We start from the raw sequence: 19,876 nt of genomic DNA, 5'->3' as shown, positions 1-19,876 counted from the left end.
TCCGAGATATTTAAGTGCCTTCACCAACCAACAAACCATACAAGTGATGTGGCATCAACCACCAGCCACCGTTATAGTTTCGTTTAGTATGTATTTAACAGGAATTGCAGATGTTCACAGGCATTGTTCAGGGAATTGCGACCATTACGGCTGTCAGCGATGCCGACGGTATCCGGACTTTTGAAATTGAGTTTCCGGCCGGGTTTTGCGCGGATTTACAAATTGGCGCCAGCATCGCTATTGATGGCGTTTGCCTCACGGTGACAGAGATACTCAGCGATACCCGGGCTAAATTTGATGTCATGCTGCAAAGCCTGCTGATCACCACGCTGAGCGCCTATCAGACCGGTGATCGGGTTAATGCCGAGCGCGCCGCGAAAGACGGTGCCGAGATTGGCGGGCATCCCCTCTCCGGTCATGTGGATTTCCGTGCCACCGTTATTACCGTCAGACAGCTGGAGAATAACTACTGTATCCGTATTGGTGTCCCGCATCAGTGGATGAAATACATCTTTCCCAAGGGATACATTGCACTGAACGGCACCAGCCTGACTATTTCCGACGTCAGTAAAGAAGAAGACTGGTTTGAAGTCTGGCTGATCCCGGAAACACGCCGCATGACAACGTTCGAGGCAAAACAGGCCGGTTCAGAACTGAATGTTGAAATTGAACGTGGCACGCAGGTAGTGGTTGATACCGTCAGAGCCACGCTTGAAGAAAAACTGGGCCCGTTACTGCCCGCTCTGGAAGTATTGCTCAGACAAAACGGCGTCGATATCAACTCGCTCGCCTCCCCGTCATCTCCCCCTCAGATCACTGAAAAAAAGGACTGAAATCATCCTGACATGCCGGGTGTTTCAGCTCCATAATGATCCCTTTCTTCTGGTGTCTGGTCATCCGGTAGTCATTTTTCTCTGTTAACTCTATCCCGCATGGATGTAACAACAGCAGAAAATTACATATGTGACAGGACTAGCAACTAAATCATCCGACACGATTCATCACAGGACATTAGACCGACATCGTGCGAATCTTGTTTCGCACACGTATAACATGACTCAAAAATAGATTAATGTAGTTTACTTGTATGTTTTGTGGCCAAGATGTTTTGTGGTCAAGACTTAATAGTTAAAAGAGGTAATAGCTATGGTGAATCCTATGGAAAAGCCGCTGTTCGAACTTGACAAGGATGAGTTTAAACAAGAGATCGTTCACCATCTTCGTACAACATTAGGCACCAGTGAGAAGAAAGCAAGCAAGCAGGCATGGTGGATGGCCACCTGTGCCACAATCAATCAAATGCTCTTCGAACGCCTGACCAGCACCCAGCAAACTCACCTGCAAAAAGACACCCGTGCAGTACATTATTTTTCAGCCGAATTCCTGATGGGACGACTGACCGCCAACAACCTGCACAATCTCGGATTATATAAAACCTGTGAAGAAGCACTGAAAGATCTGAACCTGGAACTGGCAGATCTGTGCGAGCAAGAACCGGATATGGCACTGGGCAATGGTGGTTTAGGTCGTCTGGCTGCCTGCTTCATTGATTCATTAGCCACACTGGGTTATCCGGCGCTGGGCTACGGCCTGCACTATGAACACGGCCTGTTCCGACAGGAGATCCGCGATGGCCGTCAGGTTGAGCGTCCTGATTCATGGCGTGAATATGGCAACCCGTGGGAAATCTGCCGTCCTGAATCGGTACAGGAAATTCCCCTGTATGGTTATGTGGAAACTGTTTTCGGCGAGGATTGCCAGGTCCGTAAGGTATGGCATCCGGGGCGCATCATCAAAGGCGTACCATGGGATATCCCGATCGTTGGTTTTGGTGCACAAACCGTGAATATTCTGCGGTTGTGGGAATCACGGGCATCTAATTTCTTTGACTGGGACGTGTTTAACCATGGTGGTTATGTCGACTCACAGAAAGAGAAAGCAGAAGCGGAAACCATTTCCAAAGTGCTGTATCCGAATGATGAAACTGAAGCAGGTAAAGAACTGCGTCTGGTTCAGCAATATTTCTTCTGCGCCTGTTCACTGAAAGACATCATGCGTCGTTATAAACGCACGCACACGGATTTCAAAGAGTTCGCCGCACAGATTGCGGTTCAGCTGAACGACACACATCCGACCATCGCCATTCCTGAACTGATGCGTGAATTGATCGATGAAGAAGGACTGGAATGGACAGAGGCGTGGAATATTTGTAAGCAGGTATTCTCTTACACCAACCACACCTTGTTGCCGGAAGCACTGGAAACCTGGCCGGTCTACCTGTTTGAAAGGGTCTTACCACGTCATCTTGAGATCATTTATGAAATCAATGCCTACTTCCTGAAAAATGAAGTGGATGCAAAGTGGCCGGCAAATAACGAAATCAAACGCAAACTTTCCATCATTGATGAAAGTAATCCGCGTCGGGTACGTATGGCCAACCTGTGCGTGATCACCTCACACAAAGTAAACGGTGTGGCGGAGATTCACTCTAAACTGGTCAAAGAAGATCTGTTCCCCGAGTTTAATCAGCTCTGGCCGGATAAGTTCTGTAACGTCACCAACGGTGTCACACCACGTCGCTGGCTGCTTTCCTGTAACCAGGAACTGGCCGATCTGTTCACTGAAACAGTAGGCACAGAATGGCCGCTGAATCTGGATGCACTGCGGGAACTCGCCAAGTATGCGGATGATCCGGTATTCCAGAAAAAATTCATGGATATCAAGCTGCACAACAAAGAAAAACTGGTGAAAGTGATCAAAGCGGAAACCGGTATCGATGTCAGTGCTGATGCTATTTTTGATATTCAAATCAAGAGGTTGCATGAATACAAACGTCAGCAGCTGAACCTGTTGCACATTCTGGTGCTCTACCGTCGTCTGTTGCTGAATCCGGAATATGATATCCACCCGCGTGTGTTTATCTTCGGTTCTAAAGCAGCGCCCGGTTACCGCGTAGCCAAAGACATTATTTATGCGATCAACAAAGTCGGCGAACGCATTAATGATGACCCACGCATCAAAGGCAAACTGAAAGTGGTGTTCATGCCGAACTACCGCGTCAGTCTGGCGGAAAAACTGATCCCGGCAGCCGATGTATCTGAGCAGATTTCTACTGCCGGTTATGAAGCTTCCGGTACCGGTAATATGAAGCTGGCGATGAATGGTGCGATCACGATCGGTACTCTTGATGGGGCGAACATCGAAATTGCGGAAGAAGTCGGCGAAGATAATTGCGTTATCTTTGGTCTGACCGTTGAAGAAGTGAAAGAGCTGAAAGCCCGCGGTTATAGTCCTTGGGATTATTACTATGCGAATGCCGAGATCAAATCTGCGCTCGACTGGCTGGATACCGATTACTTCACACCTGGACGCCCTGGCGAGCTGCAATCGATCAAAAAATCACTGCTGGATTATGGTGACACCTATCTGACTCTGGCTGATTTTGCTTCTTATGATGAGGCGCATCAACGTATCAACAGTTTGTACCGGGATAAAGCACGCTGGGCCAAAATGGCGATCATTAATGCTGCATCAGTGGGCAAATTTAACTCTGACCGCTCGATTCAGGATTATGTCCGTCAAATCTGGCATCTGGATAAGTGTGACATCTCATAAGTCTGTCTGACTGCACCAAACTTAGTCATTTTTGATGAAAGCCATCGCTGCCGCGGTGGCTTTTTTTATTTTATGAATAAAAAAATAACTATTACTGAGCAAGTTGCAGACATTTTCCGTAAATAGATTGGATACGTTAAATTTTTGTATATTTTTTGACATTCATCCTCCTGAGTGGCACAACATTAGCTATAGAAAATAGGAGAACAAAATTTTTTTTTCGCCGGATAACCCGGCAGTGGTGTCAGCAACTACTGGATTTATTGAGACTTTCTGACACCTTTGCCGAAATGTCGTCTAGGCTTACAAATGAAACAGATGCATGTAGCCCCGGTTTGCAAGGGACTCATCTCAGTATGGGGGAAAAGCTATGGGTATTTTTGATCATTACCAGCGCCGTTATGAAGCAGCCAGGGAAGAGGAATACACACTTCAGGAGTTTCTGGAGATGTGCCGTACTGACCGTTCCTGCTATGCCTCTGCATCCGAACGCCTTCTGCTGGCTATTGGTGAACCAGAAATGATCGATACGGCTCTGGAACCACGCCTTAGCCGGATTTTTTCCAACCGGATTATGCCTCGTTACCCGGCTTTCAAAGACGACTTCTATGGTATGGAAGAAGCCATTGAGCAAATCGTGGCTTATCTGAAACATGCCGCACAGGGTCTGGAAGAAAAGAAACAAATCCTCTATCTGCTGGGTCCGGTTGGGGGCGGCAAATCCTCACTGGCAGAAAAACTCAAATCACTGATGCAGAAAATACCGATTTACCGCATTAAAGGCTCTCCGGTGAATGATCACCCGTTTTGCCTGTTTGATGTGAATGAAGACGGTAAAATTCTGGAGCAGGAATACGGCATCCCTGCCCGTTATCTGCACAAGATCATGTCACCGTGGGTGGTAAAACGTCTGCATGAATTCGGCGGCGACATCAGTAAATTCAGAGTCGAGAAGGTTTATCCGTCTATTCTGGATCAGATCGCGATTGCCAAGACTGAACCCGGCGATGAAAACAATCAGGATATCTCCGCACTGGTTGGTAAAGTCGATATCCGGAAGCTGGAACATTTTGCCCAGAATGATGCGGATGCCTATGCCTATTCCGGTTCATTGTGCCTGACCAATCAGGGCCTGATGGAATTCGTCGAGATGTTCAAGGCACCAATCAAGGTGCTGCATCCGCTGCTGACTGCGACGCAGGAAGGGAACTATAACGGTACCGAAGGTCTCTCTGCCCTGCCGTTTGAAGGCATTATTCTGGCGCACTCTAACGAATCTGAGTGGCAACAGTTCCGCAATAACAAAAACAATGAGGCATTCCTCGACCGTGTTTACATTGTCAAAGTGCCTTATTGCCTGCGCGTTTCAGAAGAGATGCATATCTATGAAAAACTGCTGGCACACAGTGAACTGGTACAGGCGAAATGCGCCCCCGGCACACTGGAATATCTGGCGCAGTTCAGCGTGCTGTCACGTCTGAAAGAACCGGAAAACTCCAGTATCTACTCCAAAATGCGGGTCTATAACGGTGAAAGCCTGAAAGATACTGATCCGAAGGCCAAGTCATATCAGGAATACCGCGATTATGCCGGTGTCGATGAAGGTATGTCCGGTCTTTCTACCCGGTTTGCCTTTAAGATCCTCTCCCGCGTGTTCAACTTTGACCACGCCGAGGTAGCGGCTAATCCGGTGCATTTATTCTATGTGCTGGAACAACAGATCGAACGTGAACAATTCCCGCAGGAATTACATGATCGCTATCTGGAATTCATTAAAGGTTTCCTGGTACCACGTTATGTGGAATTTATCGGTAAAGAGATCCAGACCGCTTATCTGGAATCTTATTCCGAATATGGTCAGAACATTTTCGATCGCTATGTCGTCTATGCGGATTTCTGGATTCAGGATCAGGAATACCGCGATCCTGAAACCGGTCAATTGTTTGATCGCAGCTCGCTCAACAGTGAACTGGAAAAAATCGAGAAACCGGCGGGGATCAGTAATCCGAAAGATTTTCGTAACGAGATCGTCAATTTCGTGCTGCGTGCCCGCGCTAACAACGCCGGTCGTAACCCGAACTGGACCAGTTACGAAAAACTGCGCACCGTGATCGAGAAGAAAATGTTCTCCAACACCGAAGACCTGCTGCCGGTGATCTCCTTCAATGCGAAAACCTCTGCGGATGAGATGAAGAAACATGAAAACTTCGTCGAACGTATGATGGAGAAAGGTTACACCCGTAAGCAAGTTCGCCTGCTCTCCGAGTGGTATCTGCGAGTTCGCAAATCCACTTAGTGGATGAGGAGATCAAAGTTATGGTCCATTTCATTGATCGACGATTGAATGGTAAAAACAAAAGTGCGGTGAACCGGCAACGGTTCATCCGCCGCTATAAATCGCAGATCAAAAAAGCGGTATCCGATGCTGTGGCTAAACGCAGTATTCAGGATGTCGAAAACGGCGAAAGCATCCGGATTCCGACCAAAGACATTACCGAACCGGTATTCCATCAGGGGAAAGGTGGCCACCGGGAAATGGTACATCCCGGTAATGACCGTTTTGTGACCGGTGAGCACATTGACCGGCCGGAAGGCGGTGGTGGTCAGGGTGGCAGCGGCAGTGGTGATGCCAGTGACAGCGGTGAAGGTGCAGACGATTTCATGTTTGAGATTTCCAAAGATGAATATCTCGATCTGCTGTTTGATGATCTGGAACTCCCCAATATGGAAAAGAACCAGATCGCCAAATTGGTGGAAACCAAGAGTGTACGAGCCGGTTACACCTCCAACGGGGTACCGACCAACATCAATATTGTGCGCTCACTGCAGAATTCGCTGGCGCGCCGCGTGGTGCTGCAGAGTGGTAAAAAACGCCTGCTGGCAGAACTCGAAGCGCAGCTTGTTACGCTGGGAAATGATGAAGCCAATGCCAGTGAGCGACTCTTACTGGAAAAAGAGATTGCAGAATTGAAACGCCGGATTGATGCCGTGCCCTTTATCGACACCTTTGATTTGCGGTTCAATAACTTTATAAAACGCCCGGTTCCTTCCAGTCAGGCCGTCATGTTTTGTCTGATGGATGTCTCCGGTTCGATGGATCAACCGACCAAGGATATGGCAAAACGTTTCTATATCCTGCTCTATCTGTTCTTAACCCGTACCTATAAAAATGTGGAGGTGGTGTTTATCCGCCATCACACACAGGCCAAAGAGGTCAACGAACACGATTTCTTCTACTCACAGGAAACCGGCGGCACCATCGTGTCCAGCGCACTGGAGCTGATGAGTGAGATCATGCACAGCCGTTATCCGGCCAGTGAGTGGAATATCTATGCAGCACAGGCCTCTGACGGCGATAACTGGGCTGATGATTCACCGCATTGCCGGAAGATTCTGGAAGAACAGATCCTGCCGTGGGTACGTTATTTCTCTTATATAGAAATCACTACCCGCGCCCATCAAAGCTTGTGGTTCCAGTATGAAGAGCTGGCGAAACAGTTCCCGTACTTTGCCATGGAGAATATTCGCAAACAGGAAGATATCTATCCGGTATTCCGCGAACTGTTTAAGAAACAAGCCGCCTGACAGGAGGGAGCATGAGCGAAGACAGCAGAACAGCCCTGCCCGACGGGCCGGACTGGACATTCGAGTTACTGGATGTCTACCAGAAAGAAATCGAACGGGTTGCGAAACATTACCGGCTCAGCACCTATCCGAATCAGATAGAGATCATTACCGCTGAGCAGATGATGGATGCCTACTCCAGTGTTGGTATGCCGATTGGTTACCATCACTGGTCGTTCGGTAAAAAATTCATCTCCACCGAGCAGCACTACAAGCGTGGTCAGATGGGATTGGCGTATGAAATTGTTATTAACTCCGATCCCTGTATTTCCTATCTGATGGAAGAAAACAGCATCACCATGCAGGCGCTGGTGATGGCACATGCCTGTTACGGGCATAACTCGTTTTTCAAAAATAACTATCTGTTCAAAACCTGGACGGATGCCAGTTCGATTATCGATTATCTGGTGTTTGCCCGGCATTACATTACGCATTGTGAAGAAAAATACGGCATCGATGAGGTGGAGTCTTTGCTGGATGCCTGTCATGCGCTGATGAATTACGGGGTGGATCGCTACAAACGTCCGCAAAAACTGTCATTGTCTGAAGAGCGGCGCCGGCAGAAACGGCGCGAAGAGTATCTGCAAAGTCAGGTCAACGAACTGTGGCGCACCCTGCCAAAACGCCGGCAGCAGGAAGATGATGCACTGCTGGGCCAACGCTATCCGGTCGAACCGGAGGAGAATATCCTCTATTTTCTGGAGAAGAACGCCCCGATTCTGGAGTTATGGCAACGCGAAATCATCCGTATCGTGCGCAAAATAAGTCAGTATTTTTATCCGCAAAAACAGACACAGGTGATGAATGAAGGCTGGGCAACCTTCTGGCACTACACCATCCTGAATCATCTGTATGACGAAGGGAAAGTAACCGATCGGTTTATGATGGAGTTTCTGCACAACCATACCAATGTGGTTGCGCAACCGCCGTATAACAGCCCCTACTACTCCGGCATTAATCCTTATGCGCTGGGGTTTGCCATGTTTCAGGATCTGCGGCGGATTTGTGAAAATCCGACAGAGGAGGATCGCGCCTGGTTTCCGGATTATGCCGGTAGTAACTGGCTGGATACGCTGCATTATGCGATGGAAAACTTTAAGGATGAGAGTTTCATCAGTCAGTTTTTGAGTCCGAAAGTAATGCGCGATTTCCACCTGTTTGCAATCGAAGATGACGATCAGAAAAACTATATCGAAGTCGCTGCTATCCATAACGAGGAGGGTTACCGCAAGCTACGGCAGAAACTTTCTGCGCAATACAATCTGGGCGAACATGAACCTAACATTCAGGTTTATAACGTCGATCTGCGCGGCGACCGCACGCTGACGCTGCGCTATTACGCCAATAACCGTATCCCGCTGGCTGATACCACTCATCAGGTCATGAAGCACTTACAGCACATCTGGAAATTTGATGTTGTGCTGGAGCAGGAAAACACCGATGGGCAGGTATTTCAGATAGCCACTTCTAAAAAACCGGCGACTGTCTGAACCAAAGCCGTTCGTGGTAAATAAGTCAAACCACGAACGGCATTTTTCAATTTTCCCGCCTCTGCACAAAAAACAACGCCTGTTTCTCGTCACACTCTGGGCTAACTCCGTATCGGGGTTACAGTTTTTGACTATGCTTATCTTGAATACCTCATTCCCGGCCCCATTTTGAATTTATCATTTCCCGAAGCAGGTGCGTGATATGAGCAATGAGCAAGAAAATTCAACCTTTGAAGAAAACGCAAAAACCGGGCTGATTCTGGCCGGTCAGGAGAGGCCGGCTCAGCTTCATATCATCCCGATCCAGGGCAGACCATTCCTCCCCGCACAGATTTTGCCCGTGCAAATCCAGGCTAATCCCTGGGGAAAAACCATTGAACGGGTTGCCAGAACAACCCATAAAATGGTCGCGCTGTTCCGTATCGCGGATGACATCAGTGACGCCATCCCTCTGAAAGGCATAGTACCGAAAACCGGCTGTGCGGTGCGGATCCTGCAGGCCAGCAGCGGCGAAGGAGAGATCCAGTTTGTCGCCGAAGGGGTGCAGCGGGTGGAGATCGTAAGCTGGCTGACCGACAAACCGCCCTATCTGGTCGAAGTAAAATATATGGAAAACGATAAGGAAGAGTCTGACACCGAGCTCAAGGCGTATGCCATGGCATTGATCGGTGCACTGAAAGAACTGCTTCCTATCAATCCGCTGTACAGCGAAGAGCTGAAACAATATATGAACCGTTTCAGCCCGAATGATCCTTCCCCGCTCGCTGATCTGGCGGCGGCGATCACCTCTGCCAGCCCGGAAGAGCTGCAGGAAGTGCTGGATACTTCCGGACTGATCCCGCGCATGAAAAAGTCACTGGCGATCCTGAAAAAAGAGATTGAGGTTGCCAAGCTGCAAACGAAGATCCGCGAAGAGGTCAATAAGACAATCAGTGAACGGCAGCGTGAGTTCTTCCTGCATGAACAGCTGAAAGTGATCCAGAAAGAACTGGGAATGGAAAAGGATGATAAGACGGCGGAAGTCGACAGTTTTCAGGCCCGGATGAAAGACAAGAAAGTACCGGAGATTGTGCAGGGACGCTTTAATGAAGAATTAAAAAAACTGCGCATTCTGGAAACCGGATCACCGGAATATGCGGTCACCCGGAACTATTTGGACTGGATCAGTCAGGTGCCGTGGGGGGTCGAAAAACAGCAAAGTATCGATCTGAAAAGAGCGCGCAAAATTCTGGATAAAGACCATGATGGTCTGGATGATGTAAAAGACAGGATCATTGAGTTTCTGGCTGTCGGTGCTTATAAAAAAGCGATCAGCGGCGCCATTATGCTGCTGGTCGGCCCTCCGGGTGTCGGGAAAACATCTATTGGTCGTTCCATCGCAAATAGTCTGGATCTCCCCTTCTTCCGCTTCAGTGTTGGCGGGATGCGCGATGAAGCCGAAATCAAAGGCCATCGCCGTACCTACATCGGGGCAATGCCCGGCAAAATAGTGCAGGCACTGAAAGAGTGTCAGGTGATGAATCCGGTGATCATGCTGGATGAAATCGACAAACTCGGTATCAGCCATCAGGGGGACCCCGCTTCCGCTCTGCTGGAAACGCTCGATCCGGAGCAAAACATTAACTTTCTGGATCATTATCTCGACCTGCGGCTCGATCTCTCCAAATGCCTGTTTATCTGTACGGCGAATACGCTGGATTCCATTCCGGCACCGTTATTAGACCGTATGGATACGATCCGGTTATCCGGTTATCTGGCCGATGAAAAAATGGCGATTGCCCGCCACCATCTCTGGCCAAGACAGCTGGAGCGGGCCGGTGTGCCCAAAGACAAACTGAAGATCACCGACGGCGCCATCCGCACCATCATTGAAGGCTATGCCCGCGAAGCTGGCGTGCGTAATCTGGAAAAACAGCTGGCCAAAATTGTGCGTAAATCGGTGGTCGAACTGCTCAATGAGGGCGATAAAAATATTTCCGTCAAGGCCAGCAGTCTGGAGCATTATCTGGGCAGCCCGCAATTCCGGAAAGAGAAAAACCTCAGTGGCGTGGGTATTGTCACCGGGCTTGCCTGGACATCACTGGGTGGCGCAACACTGCCCATAGAAGCCAGTGTAATACACCAGCAGGGCCGCAGTTTTAAACTGACTGGTCAGCTGGGTGATGTCATGAAAGAGTCTGCCGAACTGGCATACAGCTTCGTCAGCAGTCATCTGCACGAATTAAATGCCAGAGCAGAGTTTTATGATAAGGCTGCAGTCCATCTGCATGTGCCTGAAGGGGCTACACCAAAAGACGGCCCGAGTGCGGGGGTTACCATGGCCAGTGCCCTGCTCTCGCTGGCATTAAACCGGGCACCACTGAAAGGGTTTGCCATGACCGGTGAACTGACACTGACCGGCCATGTCCTGGCCATCGGTGGGGTACGGGAAAAGGTCATTGCGGCTAAACGTCTTGGTATTCACCAGATCATTGTGCCGGAAGCAAACCGGGGGGATGTGGATGAACTGCCTGAATATGTCAAAGAAGGCGTGAATTTCCACTTTGCCAGCCACTTCCGCGATATCGCAAAATTGCTGTTCCCATCGCTGTAATAACCATCAGGCAGTGTTCATCAGAGCACTGCCTTTCCCCCCTGAAATCAGAATATATTCCTTGCGGCTTAGCTCACAAAATAGACAATCATTTCCCTTCTGCTGCCCCATTCTCTGTATTGTTAACGGCAGTGTCTGCTTCAGGAGCTTGTTTTTTCTGTTTGTTTTTTGAACTTTCCACTAGTAAGTACTGTCTAACTAAACGGTACATACTGCAAAGGAGCTATGCCATGCAAAGAGTTGACTATACCCGGATCAGATCCCACGTATTCGAAACCCTCGAGGGCTATAACTCACCCTACCAGGAAACTAAAAAGATGTGCGTGCAAAACGGTTATCCGTTTGGCATCCGGGAAGAACAGATGGTATCTAATGCCATCAGTGAGTTTCACGGCTGGCGTGAAAACTTACCTGAAATCTAAGAGCCGGAATTACAAAATTTGTCCCGCCCGCAGCATGTACTCTGCGGGCTTTTTTATCTCTGTAATCTGTATCCGCAAAATAAAAAACCAGACAGCAAATGACTGTCTGGTTCCCATCAATTTATACAAATAATCAGGTACGGCTACCTCAGTATCAGCTTGGGGGTATTCAGCTCATGATGGGGAAACGCTCTCCAACAAGAACAAATATCAGAATGCCGCCTGATACAACGCCAGTAACTCTTCGTTTGATGCTTTGCGTGGTGCACAGCCTGAACATGGGTCTGCCTGCGCAGCTTCAACCCAGCCCGCCAAATCAGATTGTTTAATACCCAGTGCACTCAGGCCAGCCGGAATACCAACTTGTTCTGACAAAGAGCGGATAGCATTAATTGCTGCGGTAGCTGCCGCTTGAGTCGTCATATTGCGGGTATCAACACCCATCGCGGCAGCAACATCCGCAAAACGCGCTTCTTTAACCGGCAGGTTAAATTCACAGACTACAGGCAACATGATCGCATTACAGACGCCATGCGGCAGATTGTGTGTTGCGCCAGGCTGATGAGCCAGTGAATGCACATAACCCAATCCGGCACTGTTAAACGCCATACCGGCCAGGAACTGACCATGGGCCATCATTTCACGGGCTTTCAGATCTTTACCGTTCGCCACTGCCTGCGGCAGATATTCAGCAATTACCTTGATGGCAGCCAGTGCAGAGTGATCGGTCAGGGTATGCGCGCCAACAGAGACATACGCTTCAATCGCATGTGTCAGGGCATCCATACCTGTTGCAGCAGTGACAGCTGCAGGCAGACCAACCATCAGGGATGGATCGTTCACAGCAATATCCGGGATCAGCGCGCTGTCGATGATTACCATTTTGACTTTGCGGTTGGTGTCGGTAATTACAGCGTTGCTGGTTACTTCGGCCGCAGTACCAGAGGTGGTGCTGACACAAACCATAAATGGCCCGACCTTGCCTACTTTACCAATACCTTCAAAGGAGTAGATTGATTTGTCCGGGTTTGCTGCCATAGCACGTACCGCTTTGGCGGTATCCATCGCACTGCCACCACCAAAACCAATCAGTGAGTCACATTTGCTGGTCTGAAACGCACTGAATGCCGCTTCGGCAACTTTATCCGTCGGGTTGGCTAATACACCATCAAAGATCACCGGTGAAAATCCGGCATCGCGTAATGAGCTGATAAATCCGTCCAGCAGACCGATTTTTAACAGCGCCTGTTCAGTCACGATTAACGGGCGACGAATTGATTTATTCAGTAAATGAGCGACCAAATCAACCAGCGCGTTTTCACCAGACAGACTGATTTGAGGTAAACAAAGTGCAAAGGCCATAGCATGTATCCTATATCCATGTGATTAATAGGGCCATGCTAGTTGTCTATATGAGAGGAAACCTTAATTAATCTGCCAATAAAATATAAATACTGGCATTTTTCTCAAGAATTTCTATAACGTTTACGATATTGCATCGGCGTCACATTAAAAGCCTGATGGAATTTAGACGAAAAATAATTACTATCGTTAAATCCGCATGAAAATGCGATATCCGTCACAGCATCTTGTGAATGACTTAGTAAATAAGAAGCATGACATAACCGGACCCGTCCCAGATAATTATTCGGCGTTAATCCGGTATGTTCCTGCAACTTACGATTAAGAGTACGCAGGGGAATATTAAAACTATCAGAGAGTTCAGACCAGTTAAGTTCATTCTGATAGTTTTCATTGATATAGTTAATCAGATTTATCAGATTATCCTGCTCTTCCGAACGATATTTTTTATTTAGCTGACGGTCACGCCATAAAAGAACAGCTAACTGGGAAAATAAAGTCTCCACCATTAATGAAGAATAAGCATCCTGCCGATCATTTTCATCGTGGATCTGTGTAAGCAATAACTCAGCCTGTTGCTGAATTTGCGGACAAACCATCATTTGTCCTGAATCAGAACGACAACTTTCAGTCAGTAATGATGTTAAATGCGGTGATGAATGAAACTCATCCGGCATAAATAATACGTTCGTCAGACATAAATTATCCATATGATCAAAGCAGTGCACATCTTCATCTTTCAGATAAATAACACTGCCACGACTCACGTGAATAGCCCGGCCATCACAGACATGAATACCACACCCTGATTTCACCAGTACAAGCTCATGAAAATCATGACAATGCTCAGGAAATGGCTCCTGAGGCAATCTGGGCAATACATTGATTACCTTGTTATTGTCAAAAAACTCGGCGTGATTCAGCTTATACATGATGGCTCCGGGACACACAAACATCAGCTATCTGATGGTGGCGCTAAATTGGTCGTACCAGTGCCCAATGTCAACAAATCAGAGATAATGCTGTGATCGTTTTCACTAAAAGAATTAAGTTCTTTAAAACAGGTTCAATCTGCTCTCAAACAATAAATATGAGCTCTATCACAATTCCATGCATCAAACAGGGTTTCTTGGTTTTTATGCCATGAATTAATAATTTTTGGCATAGGAAAAAAGGTTAATCGACATCCGTAACTCTAAAGTTGCAACATCGAAATTTACGGAGTCAGCACAATGTCAATAAATGTTGCAGCTATTGATTTGGGAGCTTCAAGTGGCCGCGTCATGCTAGCCAAATATAATGAAAGCTCCCGTCTGGTGAAATTAAAAGAAGTTCACCGCTTCCCAAACAGCATGACTAAAAAAGAAGGCCATGATTGCTGGGATATTGAATCAATTTTTGAAAACATTCAATTTGGTCTGAATAAGATCGATGAAGAAGGTATTAAGTTAGATTCTATCGGAATTGATTCCTGGGGTGTTGACTTTGTTCTGTTAGATAAACAAGGAAAGATGCTGGGTTTACCTGTCGCTTACCGTGACAGCCGTACTGATAATGTTCCTGAACAGGTTATGCGGGAAATAAGCCGTACTGATATTTATAAAAGAACCGGTATTCAATTTCAGAAATTCAATACCCTGTATCAGGTTAAAGCTATTTTAAATGAAAACCCAACCTGGTTACCGAAAGTCGATAAATTACTGCTGATCCCGGATTATTTACATTATCGCCTGTGCGGTAAATTCAGTTGTGAATATACCAACGCCAGCACCAGCCAGCTTCTGAATGCCAAAAACTGCGACTGGGATCCTGAATTAGAAAAAGTCATCGGCGTCGCAGCGAACTGGCTGCAACCGATTACTCAGCCCGGCACCGTGATCGGTGAATGGATCAGCCCGTCCGGCCATGCCGTAAAAGTTATTCCACCAGCAACGCATGACACGGGTTCAGCCATTGTTGCTACACCGCTGAACAGTTCCAAGTCGGCTTATATCAGCTCCGGCACCTGGTCACTGGTTGGTATGGAAAGCCATTACCCGGTCACTTCTGTTGAAGCACTGACCGCCAACCTGACCAATGAAGGTGGTGTGGAACACACTTACCGCATCCTGAAAAACGTGATGGGTCTGTGGCTGCTACAAGGCTTACAGAAAGAACTGAGCAATCTGAGTTTTGCGGATCTGACCTCGCTGGCTGAAGACGCGCCGGCATTCCAGTTTCTGATCAATCCGAATGATGAGCGCTTCCTGAATCCGCCTTCAATGCAAAAAGAGATACAGGCTTATTGCGAAGAAACCAGACAGGGCTGCCCTACTCTGCCCAGCGAACTGGCCCGCTGCATTCTCGACAGTCTGGCGCTGTATTACCGCGTCGTGATTGATGAGCTGGAAGAGGTTACCGGTCGTCCGGTTGAAACTATCCATATCGTCGGTGGTGGCTCTAAAAACCAGCTGCTCAACCGTCTGTGCGCCGATATCTGTCAGCGTGAAATTGTCACCGGTCCGACCGAAGCGTCTGCGCTGGGCAATATCGGCTACCAACTGAAAGGTCTGAACGTGCTGCCGGATTTAAAAGCCGTGCGGGCCATTATCAAACACAACTTTATCGGTGAGCACCTGACACCGGAATCCGTCCCACAACTCGAAGTTCACTGGCAACGTTTTTTAAAGCTCTGCGCTAAAAAAACATCACCACAATCTGAAAAAACAAAGGAAGTAGCATGAACCCAAATATTGAAACTGCCTACGCTCTGGCGAAACAACAATATGCCGCACAAGGTGTTGATGTCGATGCAGCGATTGCTGCGCTGGATAACATCCCGGTCTCCATGCATTGCTGGCAGGGTGATGATGTTACTGGTTTTGAAGCAAGTGCTGGTGCACTGACCGGTGGCATTCAGGCGACCGGTAACTACCCGGGCAAAGCGCGTAATGCGCAGGAATTACGTCAGGATCTGGAACTGGCCATGACGCTGATCCCAGGCGCCAAACGTCTGAACCTGCATGCGATCTATCTGGAATCTGAACAGCCGGTAGCGCGTGATCAAATCCAGCCTGAGCACTTTGCCAACTGGGTGAAATGGGCGAAAAAAATGAACATCGGCCTGGATTTTAACCCAAGCTGCTTCTCTCATCCGCTGAGTGCTGACGGTCTGACGCTGTCACATCCGGATGCCAAAATCCGTCAGTTCTGGATCGACCACTGCAAAGCCAGCCGTCGCATCTCTGCTTACTTCGGTAAAGAACTGGGTACTGCTTCTGTCATGAACATCTGGATCCCGGATGGCATGAAAGATTTGCCTGCTGATCGTCTGGCTCCGCGCCAACGTCTGCTGGCCGCACTGGATGAAGTGATCAGCGAGAAATTCGACGAAGCGCATCACATTGATGCCGTAGAAAGCAAACTGTTCGGTATCGGCGCGGAATCCTACACCGTCGGTTCTAACGAGTTCTACATGGGCTACGCCGCATCACGTAACGTGGCGTTGTGTCTGGATGCCGGTCACTTCCACCCGACTGAAGTGATCAGCGACAAGATCTCTGCGGCTTCTCTGTATGTCAAACACCTGCTGCTGCACGTAAGCCGTCCGGTTCGCTGGGACAGCGACCACGTGGTGCTGCTGGATGACGAAACTCAGGCTATTGCGACTGAAATCATCCGCAATGACCTGCTGGATCGCGTGCATATCGGTCTGGACTTCTTTGATGCCTCCATCAACCGCATTGCAGCCTGGGTGATCGGTACCCGCAACATGAAAAAAGCGCTGCTGCGTGCCCTGCTGGAACCAACTCAGGCACTGCGTGATGCCGAAGCGAAATGGGATTTCTCCAGCCGTCTGGCACTGATGGAAGAAACCAAGAGCATGCCATGGCAGGCCGTGTGGGATTACGTTTGTGCCCGCAATGGTGTTGCTGTCGGTGCTGACTGGCTGGCAACCGTTAAAAACTATGAAACCGAAGTATTAGCAACCCGGAAATAATTCAGGCAGTGGTGAGCCGCAGCTTGTGGGAAGAATCAACAGTTCGGCTGATGGTTTTTCCGGAAGGTGCGGACTCATTACTGACACTCTGCGGTATGAGGTCACAGTAACTTCACCCGCGATGGATTAGTTCGCCGCAGTAAAGGAAACCTCGTGATACAACAACACGATCACGAGGTAAATAAAACAGCACACACGAAGGAAATATAATTATGTCTGCAATTATCTCTGGTATCGGTTGGCATATTGTCGGTGCCGCATCCGCCGCCTCTTTCTATGCGCCGATCAGTAAAGTAAAAAGCTGGTCATGGGAAACCACCTGGGCATTCGCGGGTCTGTTCTCCTGGATCTTATTACCCTGGGTCGTCACCTCATTTCTGATTGATGACTTTGCCTCATTTTATAGCGTGGTCGATAGCAAAGCCTTCTGGGGCATGTTTCTGTTCGGTGCCATGTGGGGGGTCGGTAACGTTAACTACGGTCTGACCATGCGTTATCTCGGTATGTCGCTGGGGATTGGTATTGCCATCGGGGTTACGCTAGTCGTAGGCACGCTGATGCCACCAATCATTAACGGCACATTCGGTACACTGATCACTACCACCAGCGGCCAGATCACCATGGGCGGTATTTTAGTCGCACTGGCTGGCATCGCGATTGTGACCTATGCCGGACATCAGAAAGAAATTGCCTTAGGCACCACAGCGCAAGAATTTAACCTGAAAAAGGGTCTGTTCCTCGCAGTAATGTGCGGCATTTTCTCAGCCGGTTTTGCCTTTGGTCTGGAAGCGGCCACACCGATTAAAGACGCCTCTCTGGCTCTGGGTATTAATCCACTGTATGCCATGTTGCCAAGCTACGGCATTATCATGGGTGGCGGTGCGCTGGTTAACTTAAGCTACTGCTTTATCCGTCTGGCCATAAAACCAGATCTGTCAATTCGGAATGACTTATCACAACCGATGACTGGCCTGTTGATCAATGGTTCATTGGCAGCACTGGGCGGTATCATGTGGTATCTGCAGTTCTTCTTCTATGCATGGGGCGAAGCCAGCATTCCTGAGCATCTGTCTTTTGCAAACTGGATGCTGCATATGAGTGGTTATGTACTGTGCGGTGGTGTTGTCGGTCTGCTGCTGGCTGAATGGAAAGGTGTTGGTTCCCGTCCGGTGCGCATTCTGTGTATTGGTATGCTGGTTATCGTTGGTGCAGCTAACCTGGTTGGCCTGGGTATGGCAAACGCCTGATAAAAGGAGCGACTCATGATCCGTAAAGCATTTTTAATGTCAGTGAAACCGGAAGCCCATGCCGAATACAAACGCCGTCATGACGAGATCTGGCCTGAGCTGGCAGACACACTGAAAAAACACGGAGCGCATAACTACAATATTTTCCTGAATCCGGAAACAAGTCAGTTATTTGCTTATGTTGAAATCGAGAGCGAAGAGCGCTGGAATGCGGTCGCAGACACTGAAATCTGCAAGGAATGGTGGGCATATATGAAAGATATTATGCCGTCCAATCCGGATAACAGCCCGGTTAGTCTCGAATTAACATCGGTGTTTTATCTGGCATAGTTTTTCAGCTTATCCCTGATAGTGGCAGTTACAAGATGGTTTATATAATACGCTGTTTGTTTATATACGCTATTTTGATACTGCCACTGTTTTTTTAATCTGGCAGAAACACTAACCTGTCAATGCGCCTGATCACAAAACCGTACGCAAATATACAACGTATATCTGATTCTGCTTTACAATCCCGCCTAAACAAATAGAGCAGGTTGTACTATGCGCTTAGAGACACAAACTTATTTCCATGCCATCACTGATAAGCTCGCTATTTATTCAAGTGATCCGGAAGACAATAATAAAGAACATTGTCATGAGTTTGATGAGCTTGTGATCGTAAAAAGCGGGCATGGTCTGCATGTTATTAACGGACAACCTCTTTTTATAAAAACAGGTGATGTCTTCTACGTTAAAAACAATGAATATCATTTTTACGACGAACTGGGCACACTCAAACTCATCAATATCCTGATTAATCCGGATGCTGATTTCTTTTTCATAAAAAACATCGAGCCTTTATTACGCAAACTCACGTCCGATTCGCTGGATGAGTATGCCTGGCTTGACTCTGCCGGGTTGTCGAAAGCAACAGAGATAGCCAGACATCTGTTTGATCATAAAAGCAAAAATCATGATGCCGGTGGAAACAAACTGGAACAGGAAGCTCTGTTTCTGCAGCTGATCACACTGATTCTTGAATATAAACACACCGACAGTGACAATACCGAACATAAAATCAACAAGATATTGAAATACGTTCAGACTGATTGCTTTTCAGATATTAACTGGCACGACTTGTCTGAACAATTCGGGGTTCCGTTAAGAACACTATTTCGTCATTTAAAAGAAAAGACAGGAATGACGCCGGATAATTACCTGAAACGACTGCGTTTAATTTCCGCCCGGAAAAAGATCAGAGAAACGGATATATCCATTACCAATATTGCTTTTGATTGCGGGTTTTCAAACAGCAACCATTTTGCCACTGCCTATAAAAGCGTATTTGGTATCACGCCGAGCACCGAACGAACCAATTATTCTCATTCGGCATAACCAACATAATATTCAAAAATGAGTCTGTTTTCATATTTGTGATCTGCTGCTTTCCGATCTCCCTGAAAACGCCAGTCAGGCCATGACCATGGCATAGAGACGAAAGTCTGATGAATATATTCCTCCTATTATTTACACCAACTGAACCATCAGGTCAGTTCAGTCAG

14 protein-coding genes are annotated in these 19,876 nt (G+C 47.9%); 12 read left to right on the top strand and 2 right to left on the bottom strand.

The window, feature by feature from the left end:
• Nucleotides 1-110: 110 nt before the first annotated feature.
• The 7 genes from TOLA_RS05405 to TOLA_RS16625 all read left to right on the top strand — a co-directional run bounded on the left by TOLA_RS05405 (nucleotide 111) and on the right by TOLA_RS16625 (nucleotide 11,744).
• Entirely contained in the window at nucleotides 111-833 is a 723-nt protein-coding gene (locus TOLA_RS05405; RefSeq protein ID WP_012729279.1) for a riboflavin synthase, read from the top strand.
• A gap of 325 nt (nucleotides 834-1,158) precedes the next feature.
• Nucleotides 1,159-3,615: a glycogen/starch/alpha-glucan phosphorylase gene (locus TOLA_RS05400; RefSeq protein WP_245534227.1), complete on the top strand. Its 2,457-nt coding sequence runs from the start codon at nucleotides 1,159-1,161 to the stop codon at nucleotides 3,613-3,615.
• A 370-nt stretch (nucleotides 3,616-3,985) separates the two neighbouring features.
• A complete protein-coding gene (locus TOLA_RS05395) occupies nucleotides 3,986-5,911 on the top strand; it encodes a PrkA family serine protein kinase (RefSeq protein WP_012729276.1) in 1,926 nt (641 codons plus the stop codon).
• 20 nt (nucleotides 5,912-5,931) lie between these two features.
• Nucleotides 5,932-7,200, top strand: coding sequence for a YeaH/YhbH family protein (locus TOLA_RS05390; protein ID WP_012729275.1), 1,269 nt, complete (start codon nucleotides 5,932-5,934; stop codon nucleotides 7,198-7,200).
• An 11-nt stretch (nucleotides 7,201-7,211) separates the two neighbouring features.
• Nucleotides 7,212-8,729 (top strand): SpoVR family protein, encoded by a 1,518-nt coding sequence (locus TOLA_RS05385; RefSeq protein ID WP_012729274.1) that lies wholly within the window; start codon nucleotides 7,212-7,214, stop codon nucleotides 8,727-8,729.
• A 202-nt stretch (nucleotides 8,730-8,931) separates the two neighbouring features.
• Nucleotides 8,932-11,322 carry an endopeptidase La gene (gene lon / locus TOLA_RS05380; protein WP_012729273.1) on the top strand — a complete coding sequence of 797 codons (2,391 nt, stop codon included), beginning with the start codon at nucleotides 8,932-8,934 and terminating at the stop codon, nucleotides 11,320-11,322.
• A 230-nt stretch (nucleotides 11,323-11,552) separates the two neighbouring features.
• Nucleotides 11,553-11,744 (top strand): hypothetical protein, encoded by a 192-nt coding sequence (locus TOLA_RS16625; RefSeq protein WP_012729272.1) that lies wholly within the window; start codon nucleotides 11,553-11,555, stop codon nucleotides 11,742-11,744.
• A 210-nt stretch (nucleotides 11,745-11,954) separates the two neighbouring features.
• On the opposite strand, the gene TOLA_RS05375 is transcribed toward TOLA_RS16625, so the two are convergent.
• Together TOLA_RS05375 and TOLA_RS05370 are read right to left on the bottom strand one after the other, a co-directional pair.
• Nucleotides 11,955-13,106 carry an iron-containing alcohol dehydrogenase gene (locus tag TOLA_RS05375; protein ID WP_012729271.1) on the bottom strand — a complete coding sequence of 384 codons (1,152 nt, stop codon included), beginning with the start codon at nucleotides 13,104-13,106 and terminating at the stop codon, nucleotides 11,955-11,957.
• A 104-nt stretch (nucleotides 13,107-13,210) separates the two neighbouring features.
• Nucleotides 13,211-14,038 carry a helix-turn-helix domain-containing protein gene (locus TOLA_RS05370; RefSeq protein WP_012729270.1) on the bottom strand — a complete coding sequence of 276 codons (828 nt, stop codon included), beginning with the start codon at nucleotides 14,036-14,038 and terminating at the stop codon, nucleotides 13,211-13,213.
• Nucleotides 14,039-14,338: 300 nt separating this feature from the next.
• Here TOLA_RS05370 and rhaB point away from each other — a divergent pair, with 300 nt between their 5' ends.
• The 5 genes from rhaB to TOLA_RS05345 all read left to right on the top strand — a co-directional run bounded on the left by rhaB (nucleotide 14,339) and on the right by TOLA_RS05345 (nucleotide 19,709).
• Nucleotides 14,339-15,829, top strand: a complete 1,491-nt coding sequence (rhaB, locus tag TOLA_RS05365; RefSeq protein ID WP_012729269.1) for a rhamnulokinase — start codon at nucleotides 14,339-14,341, stop codon at nucleotides 15,827-15,829.
• Nucleotides 15,826-17,085 carry an L-rhamnose isomerase gene (locus tag TOLA_RS05360; RefSeq protein ID WP_012729268.1) on the top strand — a complete coding sequence of 420 codons (1,260 nt, stop codon included), beginning with the start codon at nucleotides 15,826-15,828 and terminating at the stop codon, nucleotides 17,083-17,085. The genes rhaB and TOLA_RS05360 overlap by 4 nt, the downstream gene beginning before the upstream one ends.
• 212 nt (nucleotides 17,086-17,297) lie before the next feature.
• Nucleotides 17,298-18,332: an L-rhamnose/proton symporter RhaT gene (rhaT, locus tag TOLA_RS05355; RefSeq protein WP_012729267.1), complete on the top strand. Its 1,035-nt coding sequence runs from the start codon at nucleotides 17,298-17,300 to the stop codon at nucleotides 18,330-18,332.
• A gap of 15 nt (nucleotides 18,333-18,347) precedes the next feature.
• A complete protein-coding gene (rhaM, locus tag TOLA_RS05350) occupies nucleotides 18,348-18,662 on the top strand; it encodes an L-rhamnose mutarotase (RefSeq protein ID WP_012729266.1) in 315 nt (104 codons plus the stop codon).
• A 213-nt stretch (nucleotides 18,663-18,875) separates the two neighbouring features.
• Nucleotides 18,876-19,709 (top strand): helix-turn-helix domain-containing protein, encoded by an 834-nt coding sequence (locus tag TOLA_RS05345; RefSeq protein ID WP_012729265.1) that lies wholly within the window; start codon nucleotides 18,876-18,878, stop codon nucleotides 19,707-19,709.
• Nucleotides 19,710-19,876: the final 167 nt, after the last annotated feature.

Source organism: Tolumonas auensis DSM 9187 (assembly GCF_000023065.1).
Taxonomy (GTDB): Bacteria; Pseudomonadota; Gammaproteobacteria; order Enterobacterales; family Aeromonadaceae; genus Tolumonas; species Tolumonas auensis.
The sequence above is the reverse complement of the archived record's forward strand: the minus strand, read 5'-3'. Positions and strand labels throughout refer to the sequence as shown.